The organism is Coleofasciculus sp. FACHB-542 (assembly GCF_014695825.1).
Lineage (GTDB): Bacteria > Cyanobacteriota > Cyanobacteriia > Cyanobacteriales > FACHB-T130 > FACHB-T130.
This window is the reverse complement of record NZ_JACJPB010000023.1, coordinates 346,244-370,646: the sequence shown is the minus strand read 5'-3', so window position 1 is coordinate 370,646 and position 24,403 is coordinate 346,244. Positions and strand designations below refer to the sequence as shown.

Annotated in this window: 20 protein-coding genes; 10 read left to right on the top strand and 10 right to left on the bottom strand. The window is 47.0% G+C overall.

What is annotated here, in order from left to right:
• Positions 1–489 precede the first annotated feature (489 nt).
• Positions 490–2,220 carry an ATP-binding protein gene (locus H6F52_RS07790; protein WP_190533383.1) on the top strand — a complete coding sequence of 577 codons (1,731 nt, stop codon included), beginning with the start codon at positions 490–492 and terminating at the stop codon, positions 2,218–2,220.
• 224 nt (positions 2,221–2,444) lie between these two features.
• Complete coding sequence (locus tag H6F52_RS07785) at positions 2,445–2,651, top strand: hypothetical protein (RefSeq protein WP_190533380.1); 207 nt, start codon at positions 2,445–2,447, stop codon at positions 2,649–2,651.
• Here the strand turns inward: H6F52_RS07785 and H6F52_RS07780 are convergent.
• The 3 genes from H6F52_RS07780 to H6F52_RS07770 all read right to left on the bottom strand — a co-directional run bounded on the left by H6F52_RS07780 (position 2,648) and on the right by H6F52_RS07770 (position 5,016).
• Positions 2,648–2,806, bottom strand: coding sequence for a hypothetical protein (locus H6F52_RS07780; RefSeq protein ID WP_190533377.1), 159 nt, complete (start codon positions 2,804–2,806; stop codon positions 2,648–2,650). The two genes, H6F52_RS07785 and H6F52_RS07780, sit on opposite strands and share 4 nt — an antisense overlap.
• Before the next feature lie 66 nt (positions 2,807–2,872).
• Positions 2,873–4,387 carry a hypothetical protein gene (locus H6F52_RS07775; RefSeq protein WP_190533374.1) on the bottom strand — a complete coding sequence of 505 codons (1,515 nt, stop codon included), beginning with the start codon at positions 4,385–4,387 and terminating at the stop codon, positions 2,873–2,875.
• A 284-nt stretch (positions 4,388–4,671) separates the two neighbouring features.
• Entirely contained in the window at positions 4,672–5,016 is a 345-nt protein-coding gene (locus H6F52_RS07770; RefSeq protein ID WP_190533371.1) for a helix-turn-helix transcriptional regulator, read from the bottom strand.
• Between the two features lie 575 nt (positions 5,017–5,591).
• Between H6F52_RS07770 and H6F52_RS07760 the strand changes: the two genes are divergently transcribed.
• Complete coding sequence (locus tag H6F52_RS07760) at positions 5,592–5,786, top strand: hypothetical protein (RefSeq protein WP_190533368.1); 195 nt, start codon at positions 5,592–5,594, stop codon at positions 5,784–5,786.
• 173 nt (positions 5,787–5,959) lie between these two features.
• Here the strand turns inward: H6F52_RS07760 and H6F52_RS07755 are convergent, their stop codons facing one another.
• Positions 5,960–7,270, bottom strand: coding sequence for a glycosyltransferase (locus tag H6F52_RS07755; RefSeq protein WP_190533365.1), 1,311 nt, complete (start codon positions 7,268–7,270; stop codon positions 5,960–5,962).
• Positions 7,271–7,849: 579 nt separating this feature from the next.
• Positions 7,850–8,593, bottom strand: coding sequence for a DUF2993 domain-containing protein (locus H6F52_RS07750; RefSeq protein ID WP_190533362.1), 744 nt, complete (start codon positions 8,591–8,593; stop codon positions 7,850–7,852).
• Between the two features lie 488 nt (positions 8,594–9,081).
• Here H6F52_RS07750 and H6F52_RS07745 point away from each other — a divergent pair, with 488 nt between their 5' ends.
• Both H6F52_RS07745 and H6F52_RS07740 read left to right on the top strand, forming a co-directional pair.
• Positions 9,082–11,100 (top strand): hypothetical protein, encoded by a 2,019-nt coding sequence (locus tag H6F52_RS07745; protein WP_190533430.1) that lies wholly within the window; start codon positions 9,082–9,084, stop codon positions 11,098–11,100.
• A gap of 123 nt (positions 11,101–11,223) precedes the next feature.
• A complete protein-coding gene (locus tag H6F52_RS07740) occupies positions 11,224–11,883 on the top strand; it encodes an HAD family hydrolase (protein WP_190533359.1) in 660 nt (219 codons plus the stop codon).
• Positions 11,884–12,009: 126 nt separating this feature from the next.
• On the opposite strand, the gene H6F52_RS07735 is transcribed toward H6F52_RS07740, so the two are convergent.
• From H6F52_RS07735 to pdxH, 3 genes are all read right to left on the bottom strand, one after another.
• Complete coding sequence (locus H6F52_RS07735; protein ID WP_190533356.1) at positions 12,010–12,474, bottom strand: translation initiation factor; 465 nt, start codon at positions 12,472–12,474, stop codon at positions 12,010–12,012.
• A gap of 127 nt (positions 12,475–12,601) precedes the next feature.
• Positions 12,602–13,108 (bottom strand): hypothetical protein, encoded by a 507-nt coding sequence (locus H6F52_RS07730; RefSeq protein ID WP_190533353.1) that lies wholly within the window; start codon positions 13,106–13,108, stop codon positions 12,602–12,604.
• A gap of 391 nt (positions 13,109–13,499) precedes the next feature.
• Positions 13,500–14,144 (bottom strand): pyridoxamine 5'-phosphate oxidase, encoded by a 645-nt coding sequence (gene pdxH, locus H6F52_RS07725; RefSeq protein ID WP_190413088.1) that lies wholly within the window; start codon positions 14,142–14,144, stop codon positions 13,500–13,502.
• Between the two features lie 199 nt (positions 14,145–14,343).
• Between pdxH and H6F52_RS07720 the strand changes: the two genes are divergently transcribed.
• The 4 genes from H6F52_RS07720 (at position 14,344) to H6F52_RS07705 (ending at position 18,441) form a co-directional block, all read left to right on the top strand.
• Positions 14,344–15,429, top strand: a complete 1,086-nt coding sequence (locus H6F52_RS07720) for an AI-2E family transporter (RefSeq protein WP_190533427.1) — start codon at positions 14,344–14,346, stop codon at positions 15,427–15,429.
• A gap of 384 nt (positions 15,430–15,813) precedes the next feature.
• On the top strand, positions 15,814–16,224 hold the full coding sequence (locus H6F52_RS07715) for a LapA family protein (protein WP_190533349.1): 411 nt from the start codon (positions 15,814–15,816) through the stop codon (positions 16,222–16,224).
• Positions 16,225–16,259: 35 nt separating this feature from the next.
• Positions 16,260–17,072 (top strand): ScpA family protein, encoded by an 813-nt coding sequence (locus tag H6F52_RS07710; RefSeq protein WP_190413723.1) that lies wholly within the window; start codon positions 16,260–16,262, stop codon positions 17,070–17,072.
• Between the two features lie 199 nt (positions 17,073–17,271).
• Positions 17,272–18,441, top strand: a complete 1,170-nt coding sequence (locus H6F52_RS07705) for an NDP-sugar synthase (protein WP_190413091.1) — start codon at positions 17,272–17,274, stop codon at positions 18,439–18,441.
• A 73-nt stretch (positions 18,442–18,514) separates the two neighbouring features.
• On the opposite strand, the gene speA is transcribed toward H6F52_RS07705, so the two are convergent.
• Positions 18,515–20,572, bottom strand: a complete 2,058-nt coding sequence (gene speA, locus H6F52_RS07700; protein WP_190533346.1) for a biosynthetic arginine decarboxylase — start codon at positions 20,570–20,572, stop codon at positions 18,515–18,517.
• A gap of 372 nt (positions 20,573–20,944) precedes the next feature.
• Between speA and H6F52_RS07695 the strand changes: the two genes are divergently transcribed.
• Positions 20,945–21,634, top strand: coding sequence for a hypothetical protein (locus H6F52_RS07695; RefSeq protein WP_190413092.1), 690 nt, complete (start codon positions 20,945–20,947; stop codon positions 21,632–21,634).
• Between the two features lie 109 nt (positions 21,635–21,743).
• Here the strand turns inward: H6F52_RS07695 and H6F52_RS07690 are convergent, their stop codons facing one another.
• Complete coding sequence (locus H6F52_RS07690) at positions 21,744–24,293, bottom strand: CHAT domain-containing protein (RefSeq protein WP_190533343.1); 2,550 nt, start codon at positions 24,291–24,293, stop codon at positions 21,744–21,746.
• Positions 24,294–24,403: the final 110 nt, after the last annotated feature.

Below are 24,403 nucleotides of genomic sequence, written 5' to 3'. Positions count from 1 at the left end.
AAAATGGTTGATACTTTGCTTGCTACTGCACTTGATTTAGTCAATCCAAAACACCTACGCAACTGGTTCACAAACTGCTGCTACTGTACTTCATGAACTTGCAATCTGCTGTAGGTTGTCCCATAAGCGCTTGATACGAGTACAAGCGTGGATGAAAGCGAGATTTTCTAAAAGAATTCCGTGGAATTCTTATTCGGAAAAGTTGCACATCGCGTTAGTTTAATTAAAAAAATGTAGCTGAATCTCTAGATTGGATGTTTTGGCATTTTATGCTGGATTAAAAATTACCAAATCTCAGCTTTTTTTGCCTCGAAGGGGACTCTCTATCCCTAAAAATTAATTCAACTACTTAAATAATTTAAATTTCAGCCTAAAGATAGGTGAAGAAAAACCTTAGGAGCTGCAACTCTGAAAAGAGTTCTAAAAAACCGACCGCCACTCGATCCCAGCTCCTTCTTTAGAGTGAGACTCGATGGTAATGCTCTCCCCATGAAAGAGGAAGATAAAACTAAAAGTGAACTCATCGCTGAATTAGTAGCACTCCGCCAACGAGTTGCGGAGTTAGAGAAACGAGAAAATCAATATCAGCACTCAGGGAAGGCTTTGCGGTTAAACGAAGAGCGCTTCCTGATGTTGCTGGAAAACATGAAAGACTATACAATTTTTTTCCTGGATCTGGAAGGACGTGTTATCAAGTGGGGAGCAGGAGCAGAAAGCATCTTAGGCTATCAGGAAGCAGAGATTTTGGGCAAATCTGGCTCCATAATTTTTACACCTGAAGATCGCGATCGCGGCGAGGACAAGAAAGAACTAGGAAAGGCATTGACGGAAGGTCGGGCTGAGAACGAACGCTGGCACGTCCGTAAGGATGGCAGCCGTTTCTGGGGCAGTGGCATTGTCACGTCTTTACGCGATGAGAGCGGACAGGTGCAAGGGTTGGCTAAAATCATGCGCGACTTCACGGACCGCAAGCAAGCTGAAGAGGAACGTACTCGGTTACTTGCCCGCGCACAAGAAGCACGTACCCAGGCTGAATCAGCCAACCGGATGAAAGACGAGTTCCTGGCGACCCTTTCTCACGAACTGCGATCGCCCCTCAATGCGATGCTGGGGTGGACAAGTCTTCTCCGTACCCGAAAATTTGACGCGGCGACGACCGCTCGTGCTATCGAAACGATTGAGCGAAATGCCAAGGCGCAAGCACGTTTGATTGAGGATCTGCTGGATGTTTCGCGGATTATTCGAGGTCAACTCCGCCTCACAGTTCGCTCAATGGAACTGATTCCAGTCATTGAGTCAGCCATCAATACGGTACGTCCAGCAGCAGATGCAAAGAACATTCAAGTTCATCTGTTGGTGGATACTTCTGTGGGTTTAATTTCAGGAGATCCAGACCGCTTGCAGCAAATAATCTGGAATCTGCTCACCAACGCGATTAAGTTCACGCCTGAAGGCGGACGAGTTGAAGTTTACCTTCAAGGCGATCGCTCCCACGCCGAGATTTCAGTTAGGGATACGGGTGAGGGCATCAGCCCTGACTTTCTGCCTTACGTCTTCGACCGCTTTCGCCAAGCTGATAACTCTATCACTAGGTCTTATACAGGGTTAGGGCTGGGATTGGCAATTGTCCGCCACTTGGTGGAACTACATGGAGGAACCGTGCGTGCTGAGAGTCCCGGAGAGGGGCAAGGGTCAACATTTATCGTGAAGTTGCCGCTTCTCAACAGTGCTGGGGTGAAAAAGAGGACTGAGGAAGAGGAATCTTTATGCAGTTCTCAATCTTCAGCACTCAATCCTCAAGAAAGTCCTCGTTCCACCCTTTGGGAAAGCCCTCTTGATGGCTTGCAGATCCTTGTTGTTGATGATGAAGCTGATGCCCGTGAGTTGCTCAAGAGCATCCTAGAACAGTATGGAGCAGAAGCGATCGCTGTCGCCTCAGCAGAGGAAGCGATCGCAACTATCCAACAGTCAAAGCCAGATGTCCTCATCAGCGACATTGGGATGCCAAACGAGGACGGCTATAGTCTAATTCGCCGGGTGAGGGCGCTAGAGGCGGAACAAGGACAAATTCCATCTGTGGCGTTGACGGCTTATGTCAGAGTAGACGACCAGGAAGCAGCCCTTTCGGCAGGTTTTCAATCTCATGTCGCTAAACCAATTGACCCCACTGAGTTAATTACGGTTGTCGCGTCCCTTGTTGGACGGACTGGAAATGTCTAATTTCATCGTCAGCGACAAAAGTTTTAAATACCCAAAATGCCAAAACCGAGCCTAAGCGTAGCGAATGCTCTTAGTTTACAGTTTCCTCCCAGGTAGTATGAGATAGACGCAAAGACGGTATATCATCACGGGTGCGACTTCAGATATAAGCAAGGAGAGGGACGTAAATTTATCCTAAATTTTGCTTTCTTTAGAATGGGTCAGCAATTAGGAGAAATTTTTAAATGAAAGAGAATAGAATTACTCGAAAGCATCTTGTTTCTAGTCTATTGACAGGTCTGCTGCTTGGCGCGATCGCAGGCGCGCCAATCGGCTGGTTTACGCATCGAGCCTATGCTGAGCAACGTTTGGCTCAGAATTTAATTTGCCGAGAGCAACATCGAAATGAGCCTGAAGCGGTTGTGCAATCTATCTGTGGCTCAAGATTCTAAAGTTTTCTAATAATTGTCTTTCTGGGTGCGATCGCGCCCTTTTTTATTGCCTCGGCAAGGATGCGATCGCCGTACAGGTAATTTTGCCAGATTTGGATTTTTCGTGAGGATGCGATCGGTCTAAACATATCAATGAGTAAAAAGCGCGATCGCATCGGGTATTTTTTGGCATATTTATATTTCTTTAAAGATGCAAGCTAGTTTTATTTAATATTGGATTACTAACAATTTTCAGAGTTTCTAACCTTTTTCTGCCGCCACTCAGTTATAAATTTTTGAATGATACTGATAGCACTAGCATCATTCCCACTTGCAAGACGTTCCTGGCTTTCATACCACGGTCTTGATTCCCATTCGTCCATAAATTCGTACATTAAGCTCTCTAGCACTCGTCTTTGTTTAAGACTGAGAGTTTTTTCCTTTTCTGGTAATTCTAACGCATGTACATAGGCATTTCTATGCTTATATATTTCCTTTGCTTTTTCTATCTTTGCCAGGTATTCTTCACTGTAAAAACTATTATCTTTAGCAGACTTTCCAATTTCTTCTAATACTTCTAGCAAAATCTTATGATCTTTTCTCCTGATTATATCTTCAGTTTCCTTATCAGCTTTGATACACTCACATATTGCGTCTTCAACATTAACTTCCAAAAAGGCGTTTAAAAGACAGAATCCCTCCATATGAAATCCAGAGTCAACTAACATTCTGACTCTCCGTAAAGCATTATTTTGTGAGGATTTTAGATATGCTTCCGGTTGGGCTACTTGTAAAAAACTAAAATTTTGCTGCCATTTTCCGCTAAGCTTAGGAGTTACTCTTTCTGATAGCCCGAAAGTACCAAAATCATAAGTTCCGTCGTCAAATTTGTTAATTACAAAAGTTTTTTCATGAATCTTCCACTTGTTGATATATCCGATCGGAAGCTCTCTATATTCCCCTGCATAGGCTTCTATTATCCTGTTGCCAAGCTCCATAATAAAATTTTCAAGGTAACTTTTTGCGTATTGTATTAACACTAAAATGTTAGCTCCTTCACTTTCTTTTCTGCCAAATTCTTTTAAATTTTGCTTTAGAATATCTTCAATAATATTAGCAGTATTTTCCTCCAATAATTCTTTTTCAGTACGAAACAATTTAAGGAGATACTTAACAGGTACTTCCAATTCAAGCATTCCAATTTTCATAGAGATTTCTATTGGAAACTTTTCTTTTGCAATTTCATAATACTCAAACAAGAAGTTAGCAGCATTTAGTTTTTCGTTTATAGGAAGGTTAATTAAACGGAAATTGTAATCTACATATTGTGCTTTAGGGTTTGAGCGATAAGGCATCTTTCCTTCGTAAAAATCCTCTACACGATGCCACGGCTGATCAAACAAAACGCAGAAAATAATTGTTTTGATTTTTGAGCCGGTAGCGTTATGTTCCTCTTCAGGTTCATTAACGATACAAATGTTATCTTTAATTGCTTTATCAATTATTTGATAAAGATAATTGTTTTCATCAATTGGGACAAATATACCGTGCCATCTGTAACCCGACCAGTTCTTTTTCCGGTCGTAGGTTTTTGTAACTTCCTCAATAATAGGTTCTTTAACAATGCAGGTACCATTTTTAATGGCTTCTTTTATAATTTGATATTCTTGGTTATCATCAGCAATCGGCACGAATTTATTGCCTTGCTGATAACTTATTAAATGACCTTCCCAATTATAAATAGGTGTAACTTCCATATTTATGCCTTATTACGCATCCCAGTAATTGAAAATACCTGAATTGCCTCGACAAATTAAATAAATATTCTAAAAAATATTTATTTAAGTATTATACACATTGTAAAATTATATTTTTAAGAATGCGATCGCGCATTCTCCCCTTCACCACTACAATGCGATCGCTTAATCCTCTTCTGAGTGCGATCGCTGCGTTATCAAGAAGTTAGGCAAATCGTCCAAACTCTTGTTGAATTTCGCTTTCTGGTTAAAACTAGCCCAACGCGAAGAAGCAACTGACAGCTTCAGTCTCCGATGTTTGGGTTCCATGCTTCCGTACCAATCAGCAGCAAATCTTCCAGCGTCAGAATCCGATTCTCAGTTGGGTGTTCGGGTTTGAGAACGTCTAAGAGTATCCACAAAATATCAGGTGCTGGTTTATTTAAGTTTCCATTCTCAATTCTTGAAATGGCTGCAATGCTCACCCCAAGAACTTTAGGCAATGGCTCTCCCAACCCTTCATAGAAGCGAGCCTCATACTCCTTCGTCTGTTCGCTCAACTTGTGGACACTCAAGCCTTTCGCTTCCCGACAGGCTCGTAAGAAGTTGCCCATCTGCCGCAGCCCTTCATCCGTAAACCTTCGTCTCAACGACTCTCTCTTCCTTCTTACAGGTAAAACCGCTAGTAATCGCCTGTACTGCCTAAAACTAAGCTATCATGCCCTACTTTGCGACTATTAGTTTCAAGTTAGTAACTTGAATCATTTTAGGTTACAATCGATAAAGAGGGTTAACCTTTTAACCTTCTTAGTAATCCCCCAAGAAAGTAGTATTTCCAGCTCATTGCTGCCGGAAATTAAGCTGGATGAGTGCTGTTTGTGCTAGCGACAAAGTTCGCACACCTGTACCCATCTACCCAATCAAATATCTATGAACAAATCCAAAGCGACAGAAGCACTGCGAGTAGCACCGGGAATTGCTGCCATCAAAGCAGCACTGAACCAACAGGGCGATCGCATCTGCTTTCCTCCATAAACAGCCCATCTGGACTGTCTGGGCTACAGATAAAACAGATAAACACTAAATACTAGCTGGCATTTCAGCGCAACCCTATCAATAGATGGGAACTGCACTCGCAAAAGAACGATAGCGATCGCCACACCCTCATCGCCATCATTCAAAGCACATTCATCAAAAAAACCCTAGGTATCATCGGGAAAGTTTTATGACCTACTTTAACCAGCTTCACCCTTGGTGCCTAATGCGTCGCGTACCCAAGTTGCAATCCTCGGTTGTTGCTCGTTTTCGCCGCCGCTGTGACGCAGAAGCCCATCAGCGAGTTCTCCAATGCCTGGGTCCAAGCGAAAGCTACAACATTGTTTTCGACGTGGCAGCAAAAGCTGCCGAAGTTACGACCTAAATAAAATCACCTTAAAAAAACTCTCATCATCACTTCAGTTGATGTAAGAGTTTTATTTTGCTAACAGGATAGAACGCTGGCGTTCTATCCTGTTTTTTCATTAGAGGATTAGCCAACCATCACCGAAGCAGAGTCGCGGCGGACAATTCACTTGATAATTCACTTGATAGAGTTCACGCAACACTCCTAGATACACTAGATACATTGGACGTTAATTTCGACAGAGCTGGATGCTTGAACCCTACAGCCTGCTCAACAACATCAGCAGCTCGCTTCACGCCGCCTGATTGACGGATAGCCTGTTGGAGCCGAAATGCATTATTTGAGTAAGAATCCTCCGTAAGCACTCGTTGAATCGCGCCTCGCAACCTAGAAATGCTCAGACCGTCTGAAGGAACCACCTCACCCGTACCCGTCCATTGGATTCGCGCTCCAGTCCCCGGTTGTTCATAGGTGATGGGGATAGCAACTAAAGGAACCCCGTGGCTGAGCGAATCGAGTACTGTGTTCAGTCCCCCGTGCGTGATGGTTAACCTTGCTTTAGAAATCAATTCCATCTGAGGGGCATACTCTACAACCAGCGGCGAACCGGGCATCCTTTCAACCGCTTCTACATTCATCCCACCTCCATAAGAGAGAACCAGTTGAACATCCAGTTCAACGCAAGCTTCTGCAATGCAGGAGAAAATTTCCTGTTTGGTACTCTGCACAGTCCCCAGCGAAGCGTAAATTAGGGGCTGTCCGGTCAACCGTTCATGGGGAAAGGGAATTGTTCGCGGTGACGCATTACGGAATGGCCCAGTGTAATAGAAGTTTTCTGGCAGGTTGGCGCAGGGAAAATCAAAAGCAGCAGGCTGTTGGCTGATTTGGGCAAGTCGAGAACAGGAGAGACTGAAGCCTTGTTTCAGGGGCAACTTCCACGCTGCGCGATACTCATTTAGAGCTTTCTGAATCGGCTTGCTATTGCGATCTAATAGGTAATAAGCAGCTAGATTGCGAAGACGCGCCCACCAGGTATTCTGGTAGCTCCAGCCCATAAAAAAGGGGGGAACATCTGCCTGTCGGCGGATAGCTTGGGCGCAGCACACAGTAATAAAAGGGATATTGAGGGATTCAGCTACAACTTCACCCGCTGGTTCAAGCTGATCCACCAGCAGTGCTTCAATCCCCGCCGCTTGAATGGCATCGGGGGCATCTTGGCAGAACATTTCACTCACCTGTTGGCACAAGGTGACTGAATAACGGAGCGACTCTAAGCGGCTCAATTGAGCGAGTTGCGCGAAGGACTCGGCAAGAAATCCAGGTCGATAAATCCCCTGCCCAATCGGATAAAAGTTTAGCCCTTCTGAGCGTACAGATGCCTCTAGATCCGGGATTTGCAGGAAAGTGACGCGATGACCGCGTTGTTGCAATTCTCGTCCCAACGCTGCCAAGGGGTTCAAATGACCTGAAAAAGGCGGGCAAATTACACCAAAGTGAGTCATGGGTCGGCTTAGATAGAGTTTTAACAATGAAGCGGTCTATTTAAAGCTCCTGCAAGGACGCCACGCCTAAGGCTCAGACCCTATCCTCATAAAGCGGAAGTAATCTTACTTATTAGCAAGCAATCCTGCTTTTTTTTAGGAAACCCACGGTATGAACGCACTTCTTTTAAGCCTTGTAAGCAAAGACAACTTCCTGGTATCTCTACTGAGGGTTTTGGTTTTAGGTCAGCGTTATCCAGTCAGGGAAAAATACAAAAAGTAATCAACATAAGTAAGCCTCAAGAGCAACCAGTCGGTTAACTGATGATGCTACTTAGGAGATTAAAATCATAAGACTGGGAGCTTCTAAACCAAAATCAATAACAGGAGCGCAGAACCGGATAAAATAGACCTATTGGCTTCGGGTATTAAAAAATTCAGAGAAATAATCCCTTGTTAGCCTGTTAGTAACTAAAGTACCTGCTATTAATTCACTTCTACTTCTAGCTAAAGAATGGTAGTCCTGTTAAGTTAAATTGTAACTTTGAACACTAAAATTATTTGTAAACAAAAATTTACTCAAACTTGTGTAATGTCAGCTTAAGAGGAAGGAATCTGCTCAATATGAATGGTGGCTTGCAAAGTTAACTTACCTGCCACTACATCAATCTGCTGAAATTGCCGTGACATCCCTTTTTTGTCAAAGTCACGCAGGCTTAAAACTTCGCTCACTTGTGCGACCAAAACATCTGTTAGTTGTGGTGGGAGTTCCTTCCCCTCTAAATAATTCACATCTTGGAGGACAATTTCTTGCCCATCAGCTCCAATAAGAGGTGTGGCTGTGAAGGAAAGTTGCTGAACTAGTCCAGTTTTATCCAGAATTAGCTCGGACTTCAAAGCTATATTGCCGTCTGCTAGTAGAGAAAAGTTTACTTTTTGGATATGAATTGATAGTTTTCTATTCTCAATAAAAATTTTGCTTTGGTGCAGATGTTTCTGAAAAGATTCAGAATTGAAGGCATGGGTAAGATTCTCTTCACTGATAACAACGCGAAGTGTTCCTTGGGAAGGCTTGGTTAATTTGATTTTGCCGATTAGGGCAAGACGAGGCTTGACACTAATCCGATTAATTTCTATTTGTAATTCTTCCGAGGGCAAAAACTTTTGTATAATTAGACCATTGATATTAATAGCGATAAAATCAACTTCACCACGGGAAAGTTTGCTTAGATCCGTCTTGATCTGAACTTTTAATTCTTCTACTATTCCCAGTTGGTTTGCCAGCGCCATTTCTGCTAGCTTGTTAAGCGTTTGTTCTCCCAATCCAGCTTTATCTTGGGTCACGCTACTTCTCCTACTGCCCGATCACTGCTCAATCTAGGCAATTTGCTTAAAAGAGTGTATCTACCTGATGGCAGAAGCAATGCTAGGACTACAGTTTTAGATAGCGAATAAGCCGCTAAAGTGGTGATTATTGGGTTAGTTAGACCTTTCAGAAATTTATCTTAATCGTAGATTCTTAGAGCAGTACAATTTTAAGAATCATGTCTGTTTGTGAACATCCTGCTGTCAAAACTTGTGATGACAGCAGGTGTGGAAAGCCCACGAACTGTCGGGATGCGGGGCTTTCCACTACTAACAAAATTATCCTGGGAAGGTACTGGATCAACAACACGCGATCGCGATTGTGCTAATTGTGTTGAAAAACCTCTGCTTTCTTGAGTGTAAAAATATACACTCAGTCGGTTCAGCCTCCAGACAGACGAGAGACGGCGTTTGTCCCTTTAAAGTAGCGGAGGTAATTGATAGATTTGCGAGGCATCGTGCGTTCGATGAAGGTGTTGCCGAAGGTACCGCGCCCATTTTTCCTGCTAGCTTTAGTTCTCGTTGTCATCAGCTTTTTGGCTTTTCAAATTGAGCTAGCGATTCCCGCAACACCCAGCCTCTACAACACCTTTACACCCCTTACGAAGCCTGCACCGCAGGAGATCGGTTCCTATGATGTGTTGGGATACGCGATCGCCAAAGACGAAGCCCAAAGTCTGCTGCAAACGGAGGAAGGGCGCAAGCAACTTTCACTGGAGAATGGGGCAGTTGCGGTTACTGAGGACTTAGTTAACCTGGGACGCAAAGCTTTTTACTCAGAAACTTTTAAAGATCAGGTATTTCAGACCGATGTTGTCGGGGCGCTGAATGGGCCAATCAACCTGGTAACGATGACGAAAGCGATCGCGCGACTGGGAGGAAAACATACCACCAACCTCCAGATTCCCATCGATAAAGATGTCACCATCGGCAGGAGAACTTTTACCGCCGGAACCTTGCTGAACACCGGAATGGACGTGCCTGCTGGTTCAATTCTGCCCTTGGGAATGCGTACCAGCATTGAGAAGGGTAAGGTTCGAGTCGGCATCACCTGCGCCTTGTGTCATGCAGCAATCGATAGCAGAAGTGGGCGCGTTATCGAAGGTGTGCCGAACAACGATGTCGATCCCGGCTTAGTCTTGGCAATGGCTACGAACTCCGCCGCCATGTTTCGCCAGACGGGTGTGAATCCCACTAAACTTCCCTTAGGCGATCGCACTTACATCAACGCTGATGGGGAAATCGCCCGTCTCCCAGATGCCAAAGCCGTAGAAGATGCCGTCGATGCCGATTTGCTCAGTTGGCCTCCGGGGAACTTTGATTCTACCGGCAACATGGTCAACAATCCCTCCCAAAATCCTTCCTCCTATACCCATAAAGCTTGGCCCTACGGCTGGAGTGGAAACGCTGCCATTGGCTGGTTTCACGGACTGACTACCCTCAACAGCAACGTTCACGGCACCAATTCCGACGCGACAACCGGGGCTGATTCCAGCCAAGCGTTACTAAATATTGACAAAGAGACCTATTTGGGAATTCTTTTTCAAAATTCAGCCAATCAAGCTTTCCGGTTGCCAGAAGGTGCAAAACCATCAGAATTCTTTGAAAAAATCGATCCCACACCAGGTGAACCGGGAATGAACCAGGTAATTAAGATGCCTGGATACCCGAAAGGTTCGCCTTTTATTTTGGATGGGTTGATGGCAAACTCACCAGGATTCCCGGTCGGCGAACAACTTAACGGAATATCAGCATTTCAGAATAGCTTGGCACCGCCACCCGCTCAAACTGCTAGTACAGACACCCTGAAGCGGGGTGCAGCCATCTTCTCAAAAGCTGGTTGCGTTGAGTGTCATAGCGGACGCTACTTCACCAACCATGAAGTAATTGCAGCAAATGAGATTGGAACTCAGCCCTCACGGGGTCCGGCGCAAGCACCCTTTGCCCGCATCTTGATAGAACCCCAAACTTATCCTAGTAACGTCCCAGTCCCCTTGCCGCCCGATCCGCCGGTGCTGTCAGTGCCGACTGATATCACGCCACAGCGATCGCTAGAATTAGCCTTTGCCATCAGCAACCCAGCCGGTGGTTACAAGGTACCTAGCTTAATTGGACTTGCCGTAACCGCACCTTATCTCCATGATGGCGGTGTGGCAGCTAGTTCCGAAGCACTGAAGCGAGATAAAGACGGCTTTAAAGTCGCCGATCCCAATCAACTAGGCATGGCAGGTACGTTGCTTAACAATATCCAGCCCGATCCCAGCGCAAGTTTGCGAGTGCTGCTGGATCGCAACCTGCGTGAAACAACGGTAGCCGTTAACCGGGCAAATTCTGACTTACAACAGTCGAATGTAGACGGCAGCGGACACGCTTATTGGGTAGACACCGAGGCAGGTTTCACTTCCCAAGATCAGACCGATATCATTCAATTCCTCCTCTCGTTGGATGATGACCCGGAAGTGCTGCCAGCGGTAGCCTCAAATTAGCGATCGCGTTTTTTCTTCGCCCCGATTCAGGGGCTGAAAGGAGCGAAACGAGAATCAAAGCAGAGAAAATCCCGCTTTAAAAAGGGGGACTAAATACAACCAAAATCCAAAGGTAATACAACCATGACAGTGCAAGGCGTAATTTTAGATATCGATGGTACGCTGGTTCTGAGCAATGATGCTCATGCCCAAGCTTGGGTTGAGGGATTTGCAACGTATGGTTATGAGGTACCCTTCGAGAAAGTTCGACCGCTGATTGGGATGGGTGGCGATCACGTCATCCCAGCAATGGTGCCGGAATTAAATGACGAAGACGGAGATGGGAAAGCCGTTTCTCAGAAGCGTCGAGAACTAATGGTCAACCGCTTTGCACCAACACTGTCTCCTACAGACGGCGCAAGAGACCTGATCTTGAAAATGCAGGAGGCTGGATTAAAGCTGATTATCGCTACCTCTGCATCAAGTCAAGAACTCTCCCCGTTGCTGAAAGCCGCACAAGTTGACGATCTACTGGATGAAGCGACAACTTCTAGCGATGCCGATGCCTCTAAACCAGCACCAGACATCGTGGAAGCAGCATTGAAGAAGATGCAAATGGAACCCAATCAAGTAGTGATGATTGCCGATACTCCCTACGATATTGAATCTGCAAATAAAGCTGGTGTGGGTGTAATTGCGGTGCGTTCTGGTGGCTTTGACGATAATCAACTCAAGGGTGCGATCGCTATCTACGATCACCCCGCCGATCTATTAGCCAATTATGACAATTCTCCCTTGATCTAAACACGGTAAGGTCTGTTTTTTTTCAACTCCCTACATTTAGTGAAAAGGCAGTAACGAATTCCGTTACTGCCTTTTTACTTGCTTTTTTACGATTGTGTACAACTTCTAGTTGCTAACAGCTTTAGCTTACCAGCCGCTACTTTCCTGGTCTGCCGGATCGCCGTAAGGATCTTCGCTAGCGGGGCGAACATCTCCGAACTGCCCTTGGTAGTCTGCTGGATCGCCGTAGGGATCTTCGCTTGCAGGACGGACATCTCCAAACTGCCCTTGTCCAAACTGTCCTTGGTAGTCTGCCGGATCGCCGTAGGGATCTTCACTCGCGGGACGAACATCGCCATACTGCCCATATGCTCCCGGATCGCCAAAGGGATCTTCACTCGCAGGGCGAACATCGCCATACTGCCCATATGCTCCCGGATCGCCGTAGGGGTCTTCGCTAGCGGGACGGACATCGCCATACTGCCCATATTCTCCGGGATCGCCAAACGGATCTTCACTGGCGGGGCGGACTTCCCGATCGTCGTAGTTGCTCGCGTCTTGGTCGTTACCAAGCAAAGCATCCTGCATTTTTCTGATAAACCCATCTACCATGATTTGTCTCCTTTTTCAATTGATGTTGAAACGGCTATGTAGAGGGTACAAATTGAATCTCTATTGCCGTTGTGGTTGGCATTTCTTATAGCTGGTTAAGCTCTCTGCAACCCAGAGATAGCAGCGCTTACTGTGCTGGAACCGGAACCGGGGCATCAGCTTCAGCCAGTCCCGTCAGGTCGCGCCCTGTGGGTCTGTTGTTATAGCCCTGGAATTCACGGTACTGTCGCGCTTCCTCCTCCGAAACTTGAATTCCTCCCGGTGGCGGCGTTACCCAGTGAGGGCGATTCTGGGCATCCCGGTAGTAAACGCGACCGTTCTTAGAAAGGTAGTATTTCCCCTGTGCCCCCTGCTGTTGCTTGTTCTTATTCTTGTTGTAAAGATAGTAAAGTGCCGCCGCTCCCGCCAAAGTGATTGCTACTTTCTGACCCGTTGATAATCCTTTCTTGGCTTGGGGTTGGTTGGTGGGGGGAGGATTTGTCACTGTTCCACCCCGCGTATCGTCAACAGGTGGCGGTGGAGTGTTAGTCTGCGACTCACCGCAAGCATTTAAAAACGGAACCATTAGTAACGCTGAAAGCAGCAGCGCCATTGGGCGTAAAAATCTTTGACGCTGTGGGGCTATTGTATTCATCAATTTCCTGTTCTCCCTCCGTTACAGGATGTCTTGTTATGACGCACTCATGAGGAAAACTTGCACTATTCCAAAAACACTTTTTTCTTCAATAAATTTCCAACAACAAGTTTAGAAATTGAGTATTTACCGCTGACCGACAACAGCACAAGTCAGTGTTTTTGTTTCCACCCAATCATGAGGCAAGTTAAGAATAATTCCCTACAGCTCTGGATAGAATTTTGAGTAAAGGCTTCATCCAAGAGGAATAGACCCGACAGCCATTTACCAACTCGGTCAGCTTCGGAAGAAAGGAGAAATACACAAAAATTAACCCTACGTATTGCTTATAAGCATTGCTTATAAAGATAGGGTTTGCCTCTTTTTATGGGCTTTCTAAAAGTATTCTTTCTTAAGGTGATAATCGCTCAATTACCCAGTTGCCATCATCACCTCGTCGATAGTGCAAGCGATCGTGCAGCCGACTCGGACGCCCCTGCCAAAACTCAATTGTTGTAGGAATGACTCGAAAGCCTCCCCAATGGGGCGGGCGAGGAATTTCCCGATTTTCATATTGCTCTTTGAGTTCCTGTAAGCGTTGCTCAAGTACCTCGCGGTTTTCAATGACTTGGCTTTGCCGCGAAGCCCAAGCCCCCAATTGGCTTAAGAGCGGACGGCTGTGAAAATAAGCTTCTGATTCAGCATCTGAAACCTTCTCCACTTGCCCCTCAATCCGCACTTGGCGTTCCAGTTCCGCCCACCAGAAGACTAAGGACGCCCACGGATTGACGAGGAGTTGTTGTGCTTTTTGACTTTCGTAGTTCGTGTAGAATACGAAGCCTTGTTCGTCGAAGTCTTTGAGTAGAACCATTCTGGCGCTAGGTTTGCCATCAGCCCCAACAGTCGCAACAGTCATGGCATTGGGTTCGAGAAGTTCCGCTGCCCGTGCTTGGTCAAACCAAGTTTTAAATTGTTGAAAGGGATTGGGGTCGCTATCCGCTTTGCTCAGTCCAAATCGGGTGTAATTTTTACGCAGATCGGCTACGCTTGTATCCATCTTTATATTTTTTCAATCCCTAATTTAAGTATTTTAAAGTCTTGCTTGACCCCAGTTTTCATACATCCTACAAAAAAATTTATCGCTTGCGGCTATATTCATAGACTTTAGACTTTAGACTGGCTATGGGTTAGAGTGTAAAGTCTAGCCAGTCGTTCTACGAGTACCCAGGGAGCCACTGCTACAGGTTGTGAGTGCGATGCGCCGTTCAGCCAATCTTCAACGCCTGCTGATTCTCGGTTTGACCGGCCCGATTGTGGCTTTAAATATCTGGGTTCTGTCCCAGATATTTCGCTATTTTGAGCATTTAATTACCATCCTCACCATTTCGGCAATTCTGGCTTTTTTACTCAATTACCCGGTGCGGGTGTTAGAGCAGATTCGCTTCAAGCGGACACAGGCGGTAATTATCGTTTTGGTGGTGACTTTAGCGGTGCTTGTCATTTTGGGCGTGACTCTCGTCCCGATATTGGTAGATCAAACGACTCAACTGTTCAAAAATATTCCAGATTGGTTAGAGACAAGCAATCAAAATTTAGATCAGTTGGACGCCTGGACAAAAACTCGTCGTTTGCCTTTGGATCTTAAAGGATTTAGCCGTCGCGTCAGTTTTCGGATCGAAAACCAAGCGCAGGCTCTAGCAAGTCAGGCGTTTGGCGTGGCGCTAGGGACGTTGACCGGATTAATCGATGTCGTGTTTGTGGTGGTGCTGGCGTTTTATATGTTGCTGTATGGCGATCGCTTGTGGAAGGGTTTGTTTAATCTCCTTCCGTCTCAGATCGGTCTGCCGTTGAGCGAATCCCTGCGGCTAAACTTTCAGAATTTTTTCATTACGCAAGTCCTCCTAGGACTGTTTATGATGGCAACGCTGACGCCAATCTTTTTGACTCTGAACCTGCCGTTTGCGCTCTTGTTTGGTTTGTTAATTGGGGTTGCCGAACTCATTCCCTTTATCGGTGCCACCTTGGGGATTGGGATGGTGACGCTTTTGGTGATGCTGCAAGATTTTTGGTTAGCCGTTTGGGTCGCGATCGCATCGATTTTCATGCAGCAGATCAAAGATAACGTCCTTGCTCCTAAGTTAATGGGCGATTTCACCGGACTCAATCCGATCTGGATCTTTATCGCTTTATTGATCGGCGGTCAGATAGCGGGACTGCTGGGAGTTCTCGTGTCTGTGCCCCTTGCAGGTACAATCAAGGACACTATCGATACTCTCCGTCTTTTGCGTCAGCCCTCCGTTGTGACGACAGAGACGGTTTCCCGAAACCCTAATGACAGTTGAAAGATTATTAAAATAGATACCGCCCGAAAAGCTATCAGTACGACAAACTAAGCGAGGATGCGCTGGCAAACTTAACAAAGATTCTGCACGATACCCACGATTATTTAGCCTGGGTCATTCAAAAACTTTTATTTTTGTTCAATGAGGAGAAATCCGCTTCTAGTTTTTATACAGAATAAGCGCGATCGCTCCTGCACTCAGACAATATTAACAATTGCAGGTTTTCGATTCCAGATTCCAATCAAAACTGAAGAGTGTATGCACTTGGCATGGACGTAGAGTAGGATAGGTGAGGCTCAAATCCTTCTCATTGTTCAATATAAAACTCATCTCGTTCTTCCTTGTAAAATTGGCAAGGGATCTGCATTGTTTAGGAGTTAATTGATGCGACAGATTAATTTTTTGCTGATCTTCGCGGTGTTACTAGCGCTAGTTTTATTCAGCTTAGAAAATCCCGAACCTGCCGCCATTCAAATTGTTCAAGGTATCGAAGTGCAAGCGCCCTTGTGTATTGAACTGATTCTGGCGATGGGTCTTGGAGCTGTCTTAGCGTGGATTTTTAGTATCTGGGCGCGGTTGCTGCGAAGTCTAGAATCTGGAAAACAATTGCGTCAGATGCGTGCCAAAGACGAGCGCATCCAAGAATTAGAGGAAAATATTGAACACTACAAGGCAGAAATCGAAGAGAGACAAAGTCTGCCCTTAAACGCGACCCTCCAGACTGAAAACACAGAGGTAGTTGGAGGGAAGCTAGCAAGTCTCGCGGCAGCAAAAGAACAGGAATCCCTTGCCTAATCAATTTAGCTTCATTTGAGCTTGAGTTTATGCCGATGACCATTGGCCCAGCCCAGGAAGCGATCGCCCTTTTAATCGATTTGGCTCAGCGGGGAGAAATCGACCCTTGGGATGTCCAGGTGATTGAGGCGATCGATCGATGCTTATTGGAATTGGAGAAAGCTGGGGAGAAGCTCTCTGGCACCTTTGAAGTAGAGCTGTCCCAGTCCGGGCAGGCGTTTCTGTATGCGTCCATGCTGGTATTGCTCAAGGCGGATACCCTGTTTTCGCAATCGCTCCCAGACAATCTCGAACCCACTGAGGACGAACTGGACGACACCGCCGCCGATCCCAGACAATTGCCAACGCGGTTGGAGCGCCATTTGCGACGCCGAGGGACAGCAATGCCTCCCCAAACTCGTCGTGTAACCCTACACGAATTAATCGAACAGCTACAGCAAATAGCCACGGTACTGGAAGAAAAACCTGCTGGCCCAAACGCGATTAAAGACCCAAGTTACCGTTCCCAGTCTCGTTCCCAAACCGCCCGCGCGATCGCTGCCCTCGCTCACCAAGAAAATCTGACCGAAACCGCAGCTCACCTAGATCGGTTTTTGAGCAGTCATTGGCCCCAAATGTCCCCCGGTCAGGATTGGCTGGAATTAGACCAGCTGTTAGAGTTATGGGCAGGGGTAAAACAACGGTCAGCACCGTTAAACGCGCATCAATTGCCTGAAGAGGTGGAAACTGCGCCGAAACACAATGACCGAGTGGGAGTTTTTTGGGCGCTGTTACTCCTGTCTGCTCAGTCTAAGGTAGAGTTAGCCCAAGAGGAGTTCTACCAAGACCTAAAAATCCGAACGCTGTAGCGATGATTCTGTACTGTAACAGGGGCGCATTCAGTTCCTGCCGGTATGTTGATTAAACGCTAGGGTGAGAAACATCTAGAATATCGACAAGGTCAATCGACTAAAATATTTGACCAGCCATCCCTTGCCTCCAGTGAAGGGATGGGGTACAGCTAAATTGCACGAAAACAAAGTGGCCTAGGTTGAGGAAAAAATATTCATGAAAGCCATGATTCTGGCGGCTGGTAAAGGTACCCGCGTTCGTCCGATTACCTACACCATTCCCAAACCTTTAATTCCCATTCTGCAAAAACCAGTGATGGAGTTCTTGGTGGAACTACTCAGGCAGCATGGGTTTGACCAGATCATGGTCAATGTCAGCCACCTTGCTAACGAGATTGAAAGCTATTTCCGGGATGGTCAGCGTTTTGGGGTGCAAATTGGCTATTCCTTTGAAGGCCGGATTGAAGAAAATGGCGACTTGATCGGCGAAGCGGTCGGTTCTGCTGGCGGGATGCGTCGCATCCAAGATTTTTCTCCGTTTTTTGATGACACCTTTGTGGTGCTGTGCGGAGATGCGTTGATCGATTTGGATCTGACCGCAGCGGTGAAGTGGCACAAAGAAAAAGGCTCGATCGCGACGATTGTGATGAAATCAGTGCCACAGAATGAGGTTTCCAGTTATGGAGTCGTCGTCACCGATGAAGAGGGACGAATCAAAGCCTTCCAAGAAAAACCATCAGTGGAGGAAGCGCTCAGCACCAATATCAATACCGGGATTTATATTTTCGAGCCAGAAATCTTAAATTACATCCCTTCTGGCGAGGAGTACGATATCGGGGGTCAGTTATTCCCCAAACTGGTAGAAATGGGTGCGCCTTTCTACGGAATCCCGATGGACTTCCAGTGGGTGGATATTGGCAAAGTGCCAGACTACTGGCAGGCAATTCGCAGCGTGTTACTGGGAGAAGTCAAAAATGTGGCAATTCCCGGACAGAAAGTGGCTCCCGGTATTTATACCGGATTAAATGTAGCGGTGAACTGGGACAAGGTTGACATCACAGGCCCAGTCTACATTGGTGCCATGACACGCATTGAAGATGGAGCCAAGATTGTCGGTCCCACCTACATCGGACCCAATTGCTGGGTGTGCAGCGGTGCCAAGGTGGAAAATAGCGTGATTTTTGAATACTCCCGCCTAGGCCCAGGAGTGCGCTTAGTCGATAAGCTGGTGTTCGGACGTTACTGCGTGGATAAGACAGGTGCCACGATTGATGTCCAAGCCGCCGCCCTCGATTGGCTGATTAACGATGCTCGTCAAGTTCTGCCCTCTAATCCGCCAGCAGAACGGCAAGCGATCGCCGATCTGCTGGGGATGGAAGCGATTTAAATCATCGGTCAGCGATCATTGGGAAATAGGTAGTGGGTCACAAGTGGATTCTCTACCCATTTCTCATTACTCATCAGGACGACAGATAAGTGTACCGACTGAGACTCTGCTCGTAGTTTTGCAGCAATCGCTGGGATTCCTGAATGGTGATGCGCTTATCCATAAGCGCTTGTTCGCATAGCCGACGAATCTGCTCAATCAGATCCTCAGAATCGTACTGTACGTAACCCAAGACTTCCTTCATGGTGTCACCTTTGACGACATGTTCAATCCTGTAAGCCTTGGGCGTCAAATGAATGTGAATCGTGTTGGTATCGCCAAACAAGTTGTGCAGATTGCCCATAATTTCCTGGTAAGCTCCATTCAAGAACATCCCCAGGTAGTAGGGTTCGTCAGGCTTCAGCGTATGCAGTTCTAAAACCGACTTGACATCTCTGAGGTCGATAAACCGATCGATTTTGCCATCGCTGTCGCAGGTGAGGTCTGCCAAAATTCCCCGCCGTGTTGGTTCCTCATCCAGCCGATGAATCGGCATGATGGGAAACAGCTGGTCAATTGCCCAACAATCCGGCGCTGATTGGAAGACAGACAGGTTGATATAGTAGATGGAAGCCATAATTTTTTCTAGGTCTTCCAGTTCGTCGGGAACGTATTCCTGCTTCCTGGTAATCGCTAGAATTTTTTCACAACAAGCCCAGTAAAGACGCTCGGCTCTGGCTCGTTCGGTGAGGCGCAAAATCCCCAAATTAAATCGGCTGATGGCTTCTTCTTTGAATTGAGCGGCGTCGTGGTATAGCTCTTGGAAATTCTCTTCGTTTATAGATTGGTAGGTTTCCCAGAGGTAATTAATAATCGGAGATTCACCCTCTTTTGGGGGTTCGGGTGCCCCGGATGGGACATCGCTGGTGCCGAGAACATCAAAAATCAGCACCGACTGATGGGAAGCGATCGCTCTCCCACTCTCGCTAATCAGTGTGGGAACGGGTAACTGGTGTTCGGCACAAGCTTCCTTCAACTCTGCCACGATATCGTTGGCATAGTTCTGCATATTGTAATTTTTGGAAGCATAGAAATTGGTTTGAGAGCCGTCGTAATCCACGCCCAAACCGCCGCCGACATCGAGATATTTCATGTCAGCCCCCAGCTTGGCTAACTCGACGTAAATCCGGCTAGCTTCTTGGATGGCATCTTTAATGACATTAATTGCGGAAATCTGAGAGCCAATGTGGAAGTGCAGCAATTGCAGTGAATCCAGCAAGTCAGCGTCTCGTAATTCGTTGACCGCGTGAATGATTTCGGGAATGGTCAAACCAAATTTAGCGCGATCGCCCGTAGATCCTCCCCAGCGTCCCACGCCTTGGGTACTCAGCTTCGCCCGGATGCCCAAAATTGGCTTAATGCCCAACTGACGGCTGGCTTCAATACACAGCTGTACTTCTTCAACCTGCTCTAAGACGATCAGCGGCGTTTGCCCCAGTCGAGACGCTAACATCGCCGTTTCGATGTATTCTCGGTCTTTATAGCCATTGCAGATGAGTAATGCCCCAGGCGTATCCAACATTGCCAAAGCAATCATCATCTCTGGCTTCGAGCCAGCTTCCAAGCCAAACTGATGGGGTTTACCAAACCGCACCAAATCTTCAACCAAGTGTCGCTGCTGGTTGCACTTGACCGGAAAGACACCTTTGTAAGTACCGGAATAGTTGTAACGCGCGATCGCTTTCGCAAAACAAGCATTTAATCGCTCAATCCGGTCTTCTAAAATATCTGAAAAGCGAATTAGCAGTGGTAGCCCCAGATTGCGCTGCTTCAGGGCGTTGACCAGTTCAAATAAATCTAGAGACCCACCGCGCTCTCCCTTGGGAGAAACTGTAACGTGACCGGCTGCATTAATCGAAAAGTACGGTTGACCCCAACCTTCAATCCGATAAAGGTTCTCACTGTTTTCTATTGACCAGGATTGGGGCAAGCTTTCACGGCTTAGCCGAGTCAAAGCAATATCATGTTTTTCCCGTCCTGCATTTCTCCGGGCAAGGGCACCGGAGGTGCCACGGCGATTCGATGAACTCTGTGCCACAATTTCTTCTTCTGATGGCTCTTCTTCAATTGCAGGCGTAAACTGCTCGCCCATTTTTTTATCTATCCTCCCTGTGCCCTGTCGAGTAGCTAGTCTATCGCATTCATTTATCATAGGCAGGTGTCTTGTCTTGAATCAGTACCTGCGGTTGGATGTCTGCTTAATCCCATTGTTACCAAAATTTGTATTTGGGGCGTGGGGATAAGTAATTCTCTGCTTTGAGAACTCTGAAATCTCCAAAATCTCTGGTTCTTGGCTGCCACAATCATCTCTTTGTCCGGGTTACTATATTTTCTTTTTTGGAAGATCGCAGGCAATTTTTGCTAAAATCTGCCTCTAGTGAGTTATACCGAGTTTTTCAAAATTTGATAAAACTTTGATATAAATTACCCCATATCAATCAGCCGTGCTAGTTGAGGGCGTTCAATGCTCAATCAGCCCGATAAGCCTCCTATACAGCGCTTTAGCCTTGTTTTCCTGTACCAGATGGTTCAGAAGTACCCACTCGCCTTTTGGGGCGGTTTGTGGGCGTCCATGATTACCATCGCAGCAGTAGCAGCGCTAGGTCTATTTAGTACAGGCCCCATCGAGCAGGAGGAATCTAAATCTGTTGAACCGATGCCTGCCGAAACGACGGTTCCAGAACCAGAGACATCACTACTGCCAAGCTTCACAACCAGTCAGCCATCTGGAACCCCGTTGCCCGGTTTTACAGCGGTGCCGGAAGTTCCGGAAGCTCGAAAGCAACAGGAAGTGCCACGGTGGTTGTATGGTGCGATCGCCTTGGGCTTTGTCACTGGAACGCTTTTGATAGCGCTAAACCTGAGTCGTTCACCGCAGCGTAAATCTCTCAAACGGTCAAAGCCGACTGCAAGCGTCCGCAAAAAACAACGCCGCCCGACTCAAAAGCAAAAGCGTCGTCCCATGCCGCCACAACCGGCAGAAGGCTTCTCTAAACCTCAAGAAGTGCCCCTAATGATGACAAATTATGGGATGACTGAGGTAACGGTGGTGCCTCCAGAAGAAAATCATCCTCTGGATTGGGGCGAGGATAGTCTGGCAGAAATCATGGATCTGCGAAAGCGACAGTCTCTCTCTGCGTTGCTCAAAAAGTAATTACTATAAAACTTTTGAGTTTTGAGTTAGAAAAAAATTCTTAATTCAAAACTCAAATTTTTTTACTAATTACTAAAATTCAACGTACAAGTAGATGTTTTTTCGGGAATTACTTTTGACTTGTCGAAAGTAGCGATCTCCAATCTTTAATTGCTTTTTCTGTCCAGAGCCAGTTTTTACTTAGGGCCTCCGGTTGGAAGTTAACCGGGTCTTCTGAGATCGCCTTTTGTCGGAGCTTCCGGGCTTCATCCAAAAGTTTTGCTTGCTTATCAGCAGGTTGAGATGCAGCTAATTTGGTCAGCCCAATTGCTAATCCTGCATAAGTTGTCAAAGCTTCTTGTTGGGCAACCGAGCCAGCAACAGTAGCTTGCTTTTCTTCTATCAAGTAAAAAGCATCAAACCAAATTTGGTTAGCACGATCGAGATTCCCTTCTAAATAGTAGGCAAACCCTAGGGCATTCAAATATTTAGCGGACTTAGGTTGCTTTTTGACCGCTTGCTCCCAAAATCGACGGGCATCATCCAAACTGTAATCCTTACTGCCAGTTTGAACAGACTGCCACGCCAGACGCCCTCTTAGGAAGCTGATGGCTGGGTCGTCGATTTTCTGTTTGTTAACATTGTCAAGCGCCCCTTGGGCTTGCTGTAACGCTCCTCGGTTCAGCAGTTCTTCTACAGCTACCCCGGCGGCGGATAAGTTATTTTGACTGAATTGTTCAATGGCGATCGCCGTGACAGTCGGGGTATTGGCTTTCTGGAGATTGACATTTTTGAGATTGGGGCTAGGGAGCGCCGGAAGTGAGGTTGAGGTATTCTCCTGAGAGAACAACAAGTCTGAAGGTTGCGGACGACGTTGCAATAACCAGAAACCCAAAAGCGCGATCGCCATCGTCGAGCCTAACGCCAGCAAAATCAGTGGGGCACGCTTGCCTTGTCGCTGTCCCTTCTTCCCTTCACCACGCTGCCAAAATCGCAGCCGGGGGTTCCCGGCGGCATATCCCAGTAGCGATTCTCCCGATCCCGCGTTTTTCGTTGCTGACTCAGCAGCGATCGCTGCGGCGACGGGTTGGGGGGGGTTTTTCGACTCGCTGGGCGGGTGAGGGGCGATCGTTGTCTGATTTTCTCTTTCTACAGGTCTGTCCCTTGTCTGGTCTACCTCAGTTTCCCTCGGTGTCTCTGCTGCTACTTCAGGCTTTAGCTGGCGAAACAGATCCGCAACCAAAGCCGAGTCGTCTTCGTAGCCAATATCGTCATACTCCAAATCATCAACCGGATCGGTCCAGTCGGGATCGTCATCCCCGTAGAAGTCATCCTCTAAGGAGTCTAAAGCCTCGTCGGTGGTTAAGAAACCGGATCGAGATCCAGTCGGCGCTGCCGTGAAGACCGCTTCTTCCTCCCTAGAGAGAGGATTCAGCATTCCTCCCCAAGCAATGTCTGCCCCAGAAGCGTCAGGCAACTGAAGTCGCTCTGCTTTGGCATTGATGGCATGATGACCTGGTGTCAAGTAACCGTCAAATTCCGGGTGAAGATAGAGGATCGGTAAAGCCCAGTAAAGCTGGCGAGAACCGTAAGTAGAAATTAAACTTTGCCGCGCTCGGCTCAGGCTGAGGTCAATCGGATAACCTTGATTCAGATTGCCGTAAAACCGCCGTGCCAAGGTCAAAGCGACTTGATCCGGAATGCGTTCTGCCATCGCCAGCACGCTCTTGATGCCGCGTTTGACCAGCGCTTCTGCCAAATTTCCCTCTGCGGCACCGTCGCTGGGAGCTGAAGCGGCGGTATGAGCGCCCCGACAGGAGTTAAACACTGCGAGCTGGATGCCGTTATTGACGAGCAACCCCGCTAAGTCATCTCCGCTTAACATCTCCGTCAGCCCGGTTTGGCGGCTTACGAGGTAGAGATTGCCGCCGTAGGCTCCTTGGTCGCTATGACCTGCGTAGTGGAAAACTTGATATTGACCTTGTTCCAGCTCGTGCGTCAGCTGCTCCGTACCGGGTTGCTCCAGAACGGTGAGTTGAATTTCGGGTAAGCCATTCCGGGAACGGTGACTCAGTTCTGCTTGCAGGTGGCTGACTTCTTGTTTGAGCGCCAAACTTTCCTGGTCGTTGGGGGCAGCGATCGCCATCAAGATTCGCACCGCCGGTTGATTTGACCCAGAACCTAACGAAACGGTGGGACTTCTCAACCTTGTACTCATCTGGTAGCGGGAGAAGGCAACATCGGTTCCAGTTGCCAACGGGCGATCGCCATCGTGCAATACTTCCCAAGGTAAGCTCAGTAAGCGACTATCTTTTAATCCCAAGCGCAGCCGCAATACTTCTTGCCGATCTTGAGCGATCGCTTGAGCGATCATCCAACTATCTCGCAGCGTTCCTTGGAACAAAGCATCGTACATCTGCTGCCCCAGCGCCACCAAGTTAAGGGAAGATTGGGTGGCTTCTCGGTTCGGGGAACCCGATCGAGAAATATCGCTAGGAGACAAAGCCATCAGCAAAGGGTCATTCATCAGGTGCCTCGCCTGAGCTAACCAATCCTCCACTTGCCACGTTACCTGCTCTTCGGCAAATGGGACGGCACCCGGTGCGGCAACCCATTCTGTCCGCACCCAATATTTACTTTCCCCTAAGGGATTTACAGAGATATGAAATTCCTGAGCCACTGCTACTATGCACTCCTGCTTCAGTTAGAACCTTCTAGCTGCTTTTCTTACCTGGAGGAGGAACTGTTTCCCTTTCTTCCTAGATAGATTCAAGTTACTTAAAGTTTCCA

Excerpts from the sequence above, each read along its gene's own strand:
- H6F52_RS07790 (WP_190533383.1), top strand. The coding sequence starts at position 490 with ATGAAAGAGGAAGATAAAACTAAAAGTGAACTCATCGCTGAATTAGTA.
- H6F52_RS07785 (WP_190533380.1), top strand. The coding sequence starts at position 2,445 with ATGAAAGAGAATAGAATTACTCGAAAGCATCTTGTTTCTAGTCTATTG.
- H6F52_RS07780 (WP_190533377.1), bottom strand. The coding sequence starts at position 2,806 with ATGCGATCGCGCTTTTTACTCATTGATATGTTTAGACCGATCGCATCC.
- H6F52_RS07775 (WP_190533374.1), bottom strand. The coding sequence starts at position 4,387 with ATGGAAGTTACACCTATTTATAATTGGGAAGGTCATTTAATAAGTTAT.
- H6F52_RS07760 (WP_190533368.1), top strand. The coding sequence starts at position 5,592 with ATGACCTACTTTAACCAGCTTCACCCTTGGTGCCTAATGCGTCGCGTA.
- H6F52_RS07755 (WP_190533365.1), bottom strand. The coding sequence starts at position 7,270 with ATGACTCACTTTGGTGTAATTTGCCCGCCTTTTTCAGGTCATTTGAAC.
- H6F52_RS07745 (WP_190533430.1), top strand. The coding sequence starts at position 9,082 with ATGAAGGTGTTGCCGAAGGTACCGCGCCCATTTTTCCTGCTAGCTTTA.
- H6F52_RS07740 (WP_190533359.1), top strand. The coding sequence starts at position 11,224 with ATGACAGTGCAAGGCGTAATTTTAGATATCGATGGTACGCTGGTTCTG.
- H6F52_RS07735 (WP_190533356.1), bottom strand. The coding sequence starts at position 12,474 with ATGGTAGATGGGTTTATCAGAAAAATGCAGGATGCTTTGCTTGGTAAC.
- H6F52_RS07730 (WP_190533353.1), bottom strand. The coding sequence starts at position 13,108 with ATGAATACAATAGCCCCACAGCGTCAAAGATTTTTACGCCCAATGGCG.
- pdxH (WP_190413088.1), bottom strand. The coding sequence starts at position 14,144 with ATGGATACAAGCGTAGCCGATCTGCGTAAAAATTACACCCGATTTGGA.
- H6F52_RS07720 (WP_190533427.1), top strand. The coding sequence starts at position 14,344 with ATGCGCCGTTCAGCCAATCTTCAACGCCTGCTGATTCTCGGTTTGACC.
- H6F52_RS07715 (WP_190533349.1), top strand. The coding sequence starts at position 15,814 with ATGCGACAGATTAATTTTTTGCTGATCTTCGCGGTGTTACTAGCGCTA.
- H6F52_RS07710 (WP_190413723.1), top strand. The coding sequence starts at position 16,260 with ATGACCATTGGCCCAGCCCAGGAAGCGATCGCCCTTTTAATCGATTTG.
- H6F52_RS07705 (WP_190413091.1), top strand. The coding sequence starts at position 17,272 with ATGAAAGCCATGATTCTGGCGGCTGGTAAAGGTACCCGCGTTCGTCCG.
- speA (WP_190533346.1), bottom strand. The coding sequence starts at position 20,572 with ATGGGCGAGCAGTTTACGCCTGCAATTGAAGAAGAGCCATCAGAAGAA.
- H6F52_RS07695 (WP_190413092.1), top strand. The coding sequence starts at position 20,945 with ATGCTCAATCAGCCCGATAAGCCTCCTATACAGCGCTTTAGCCTTGTT.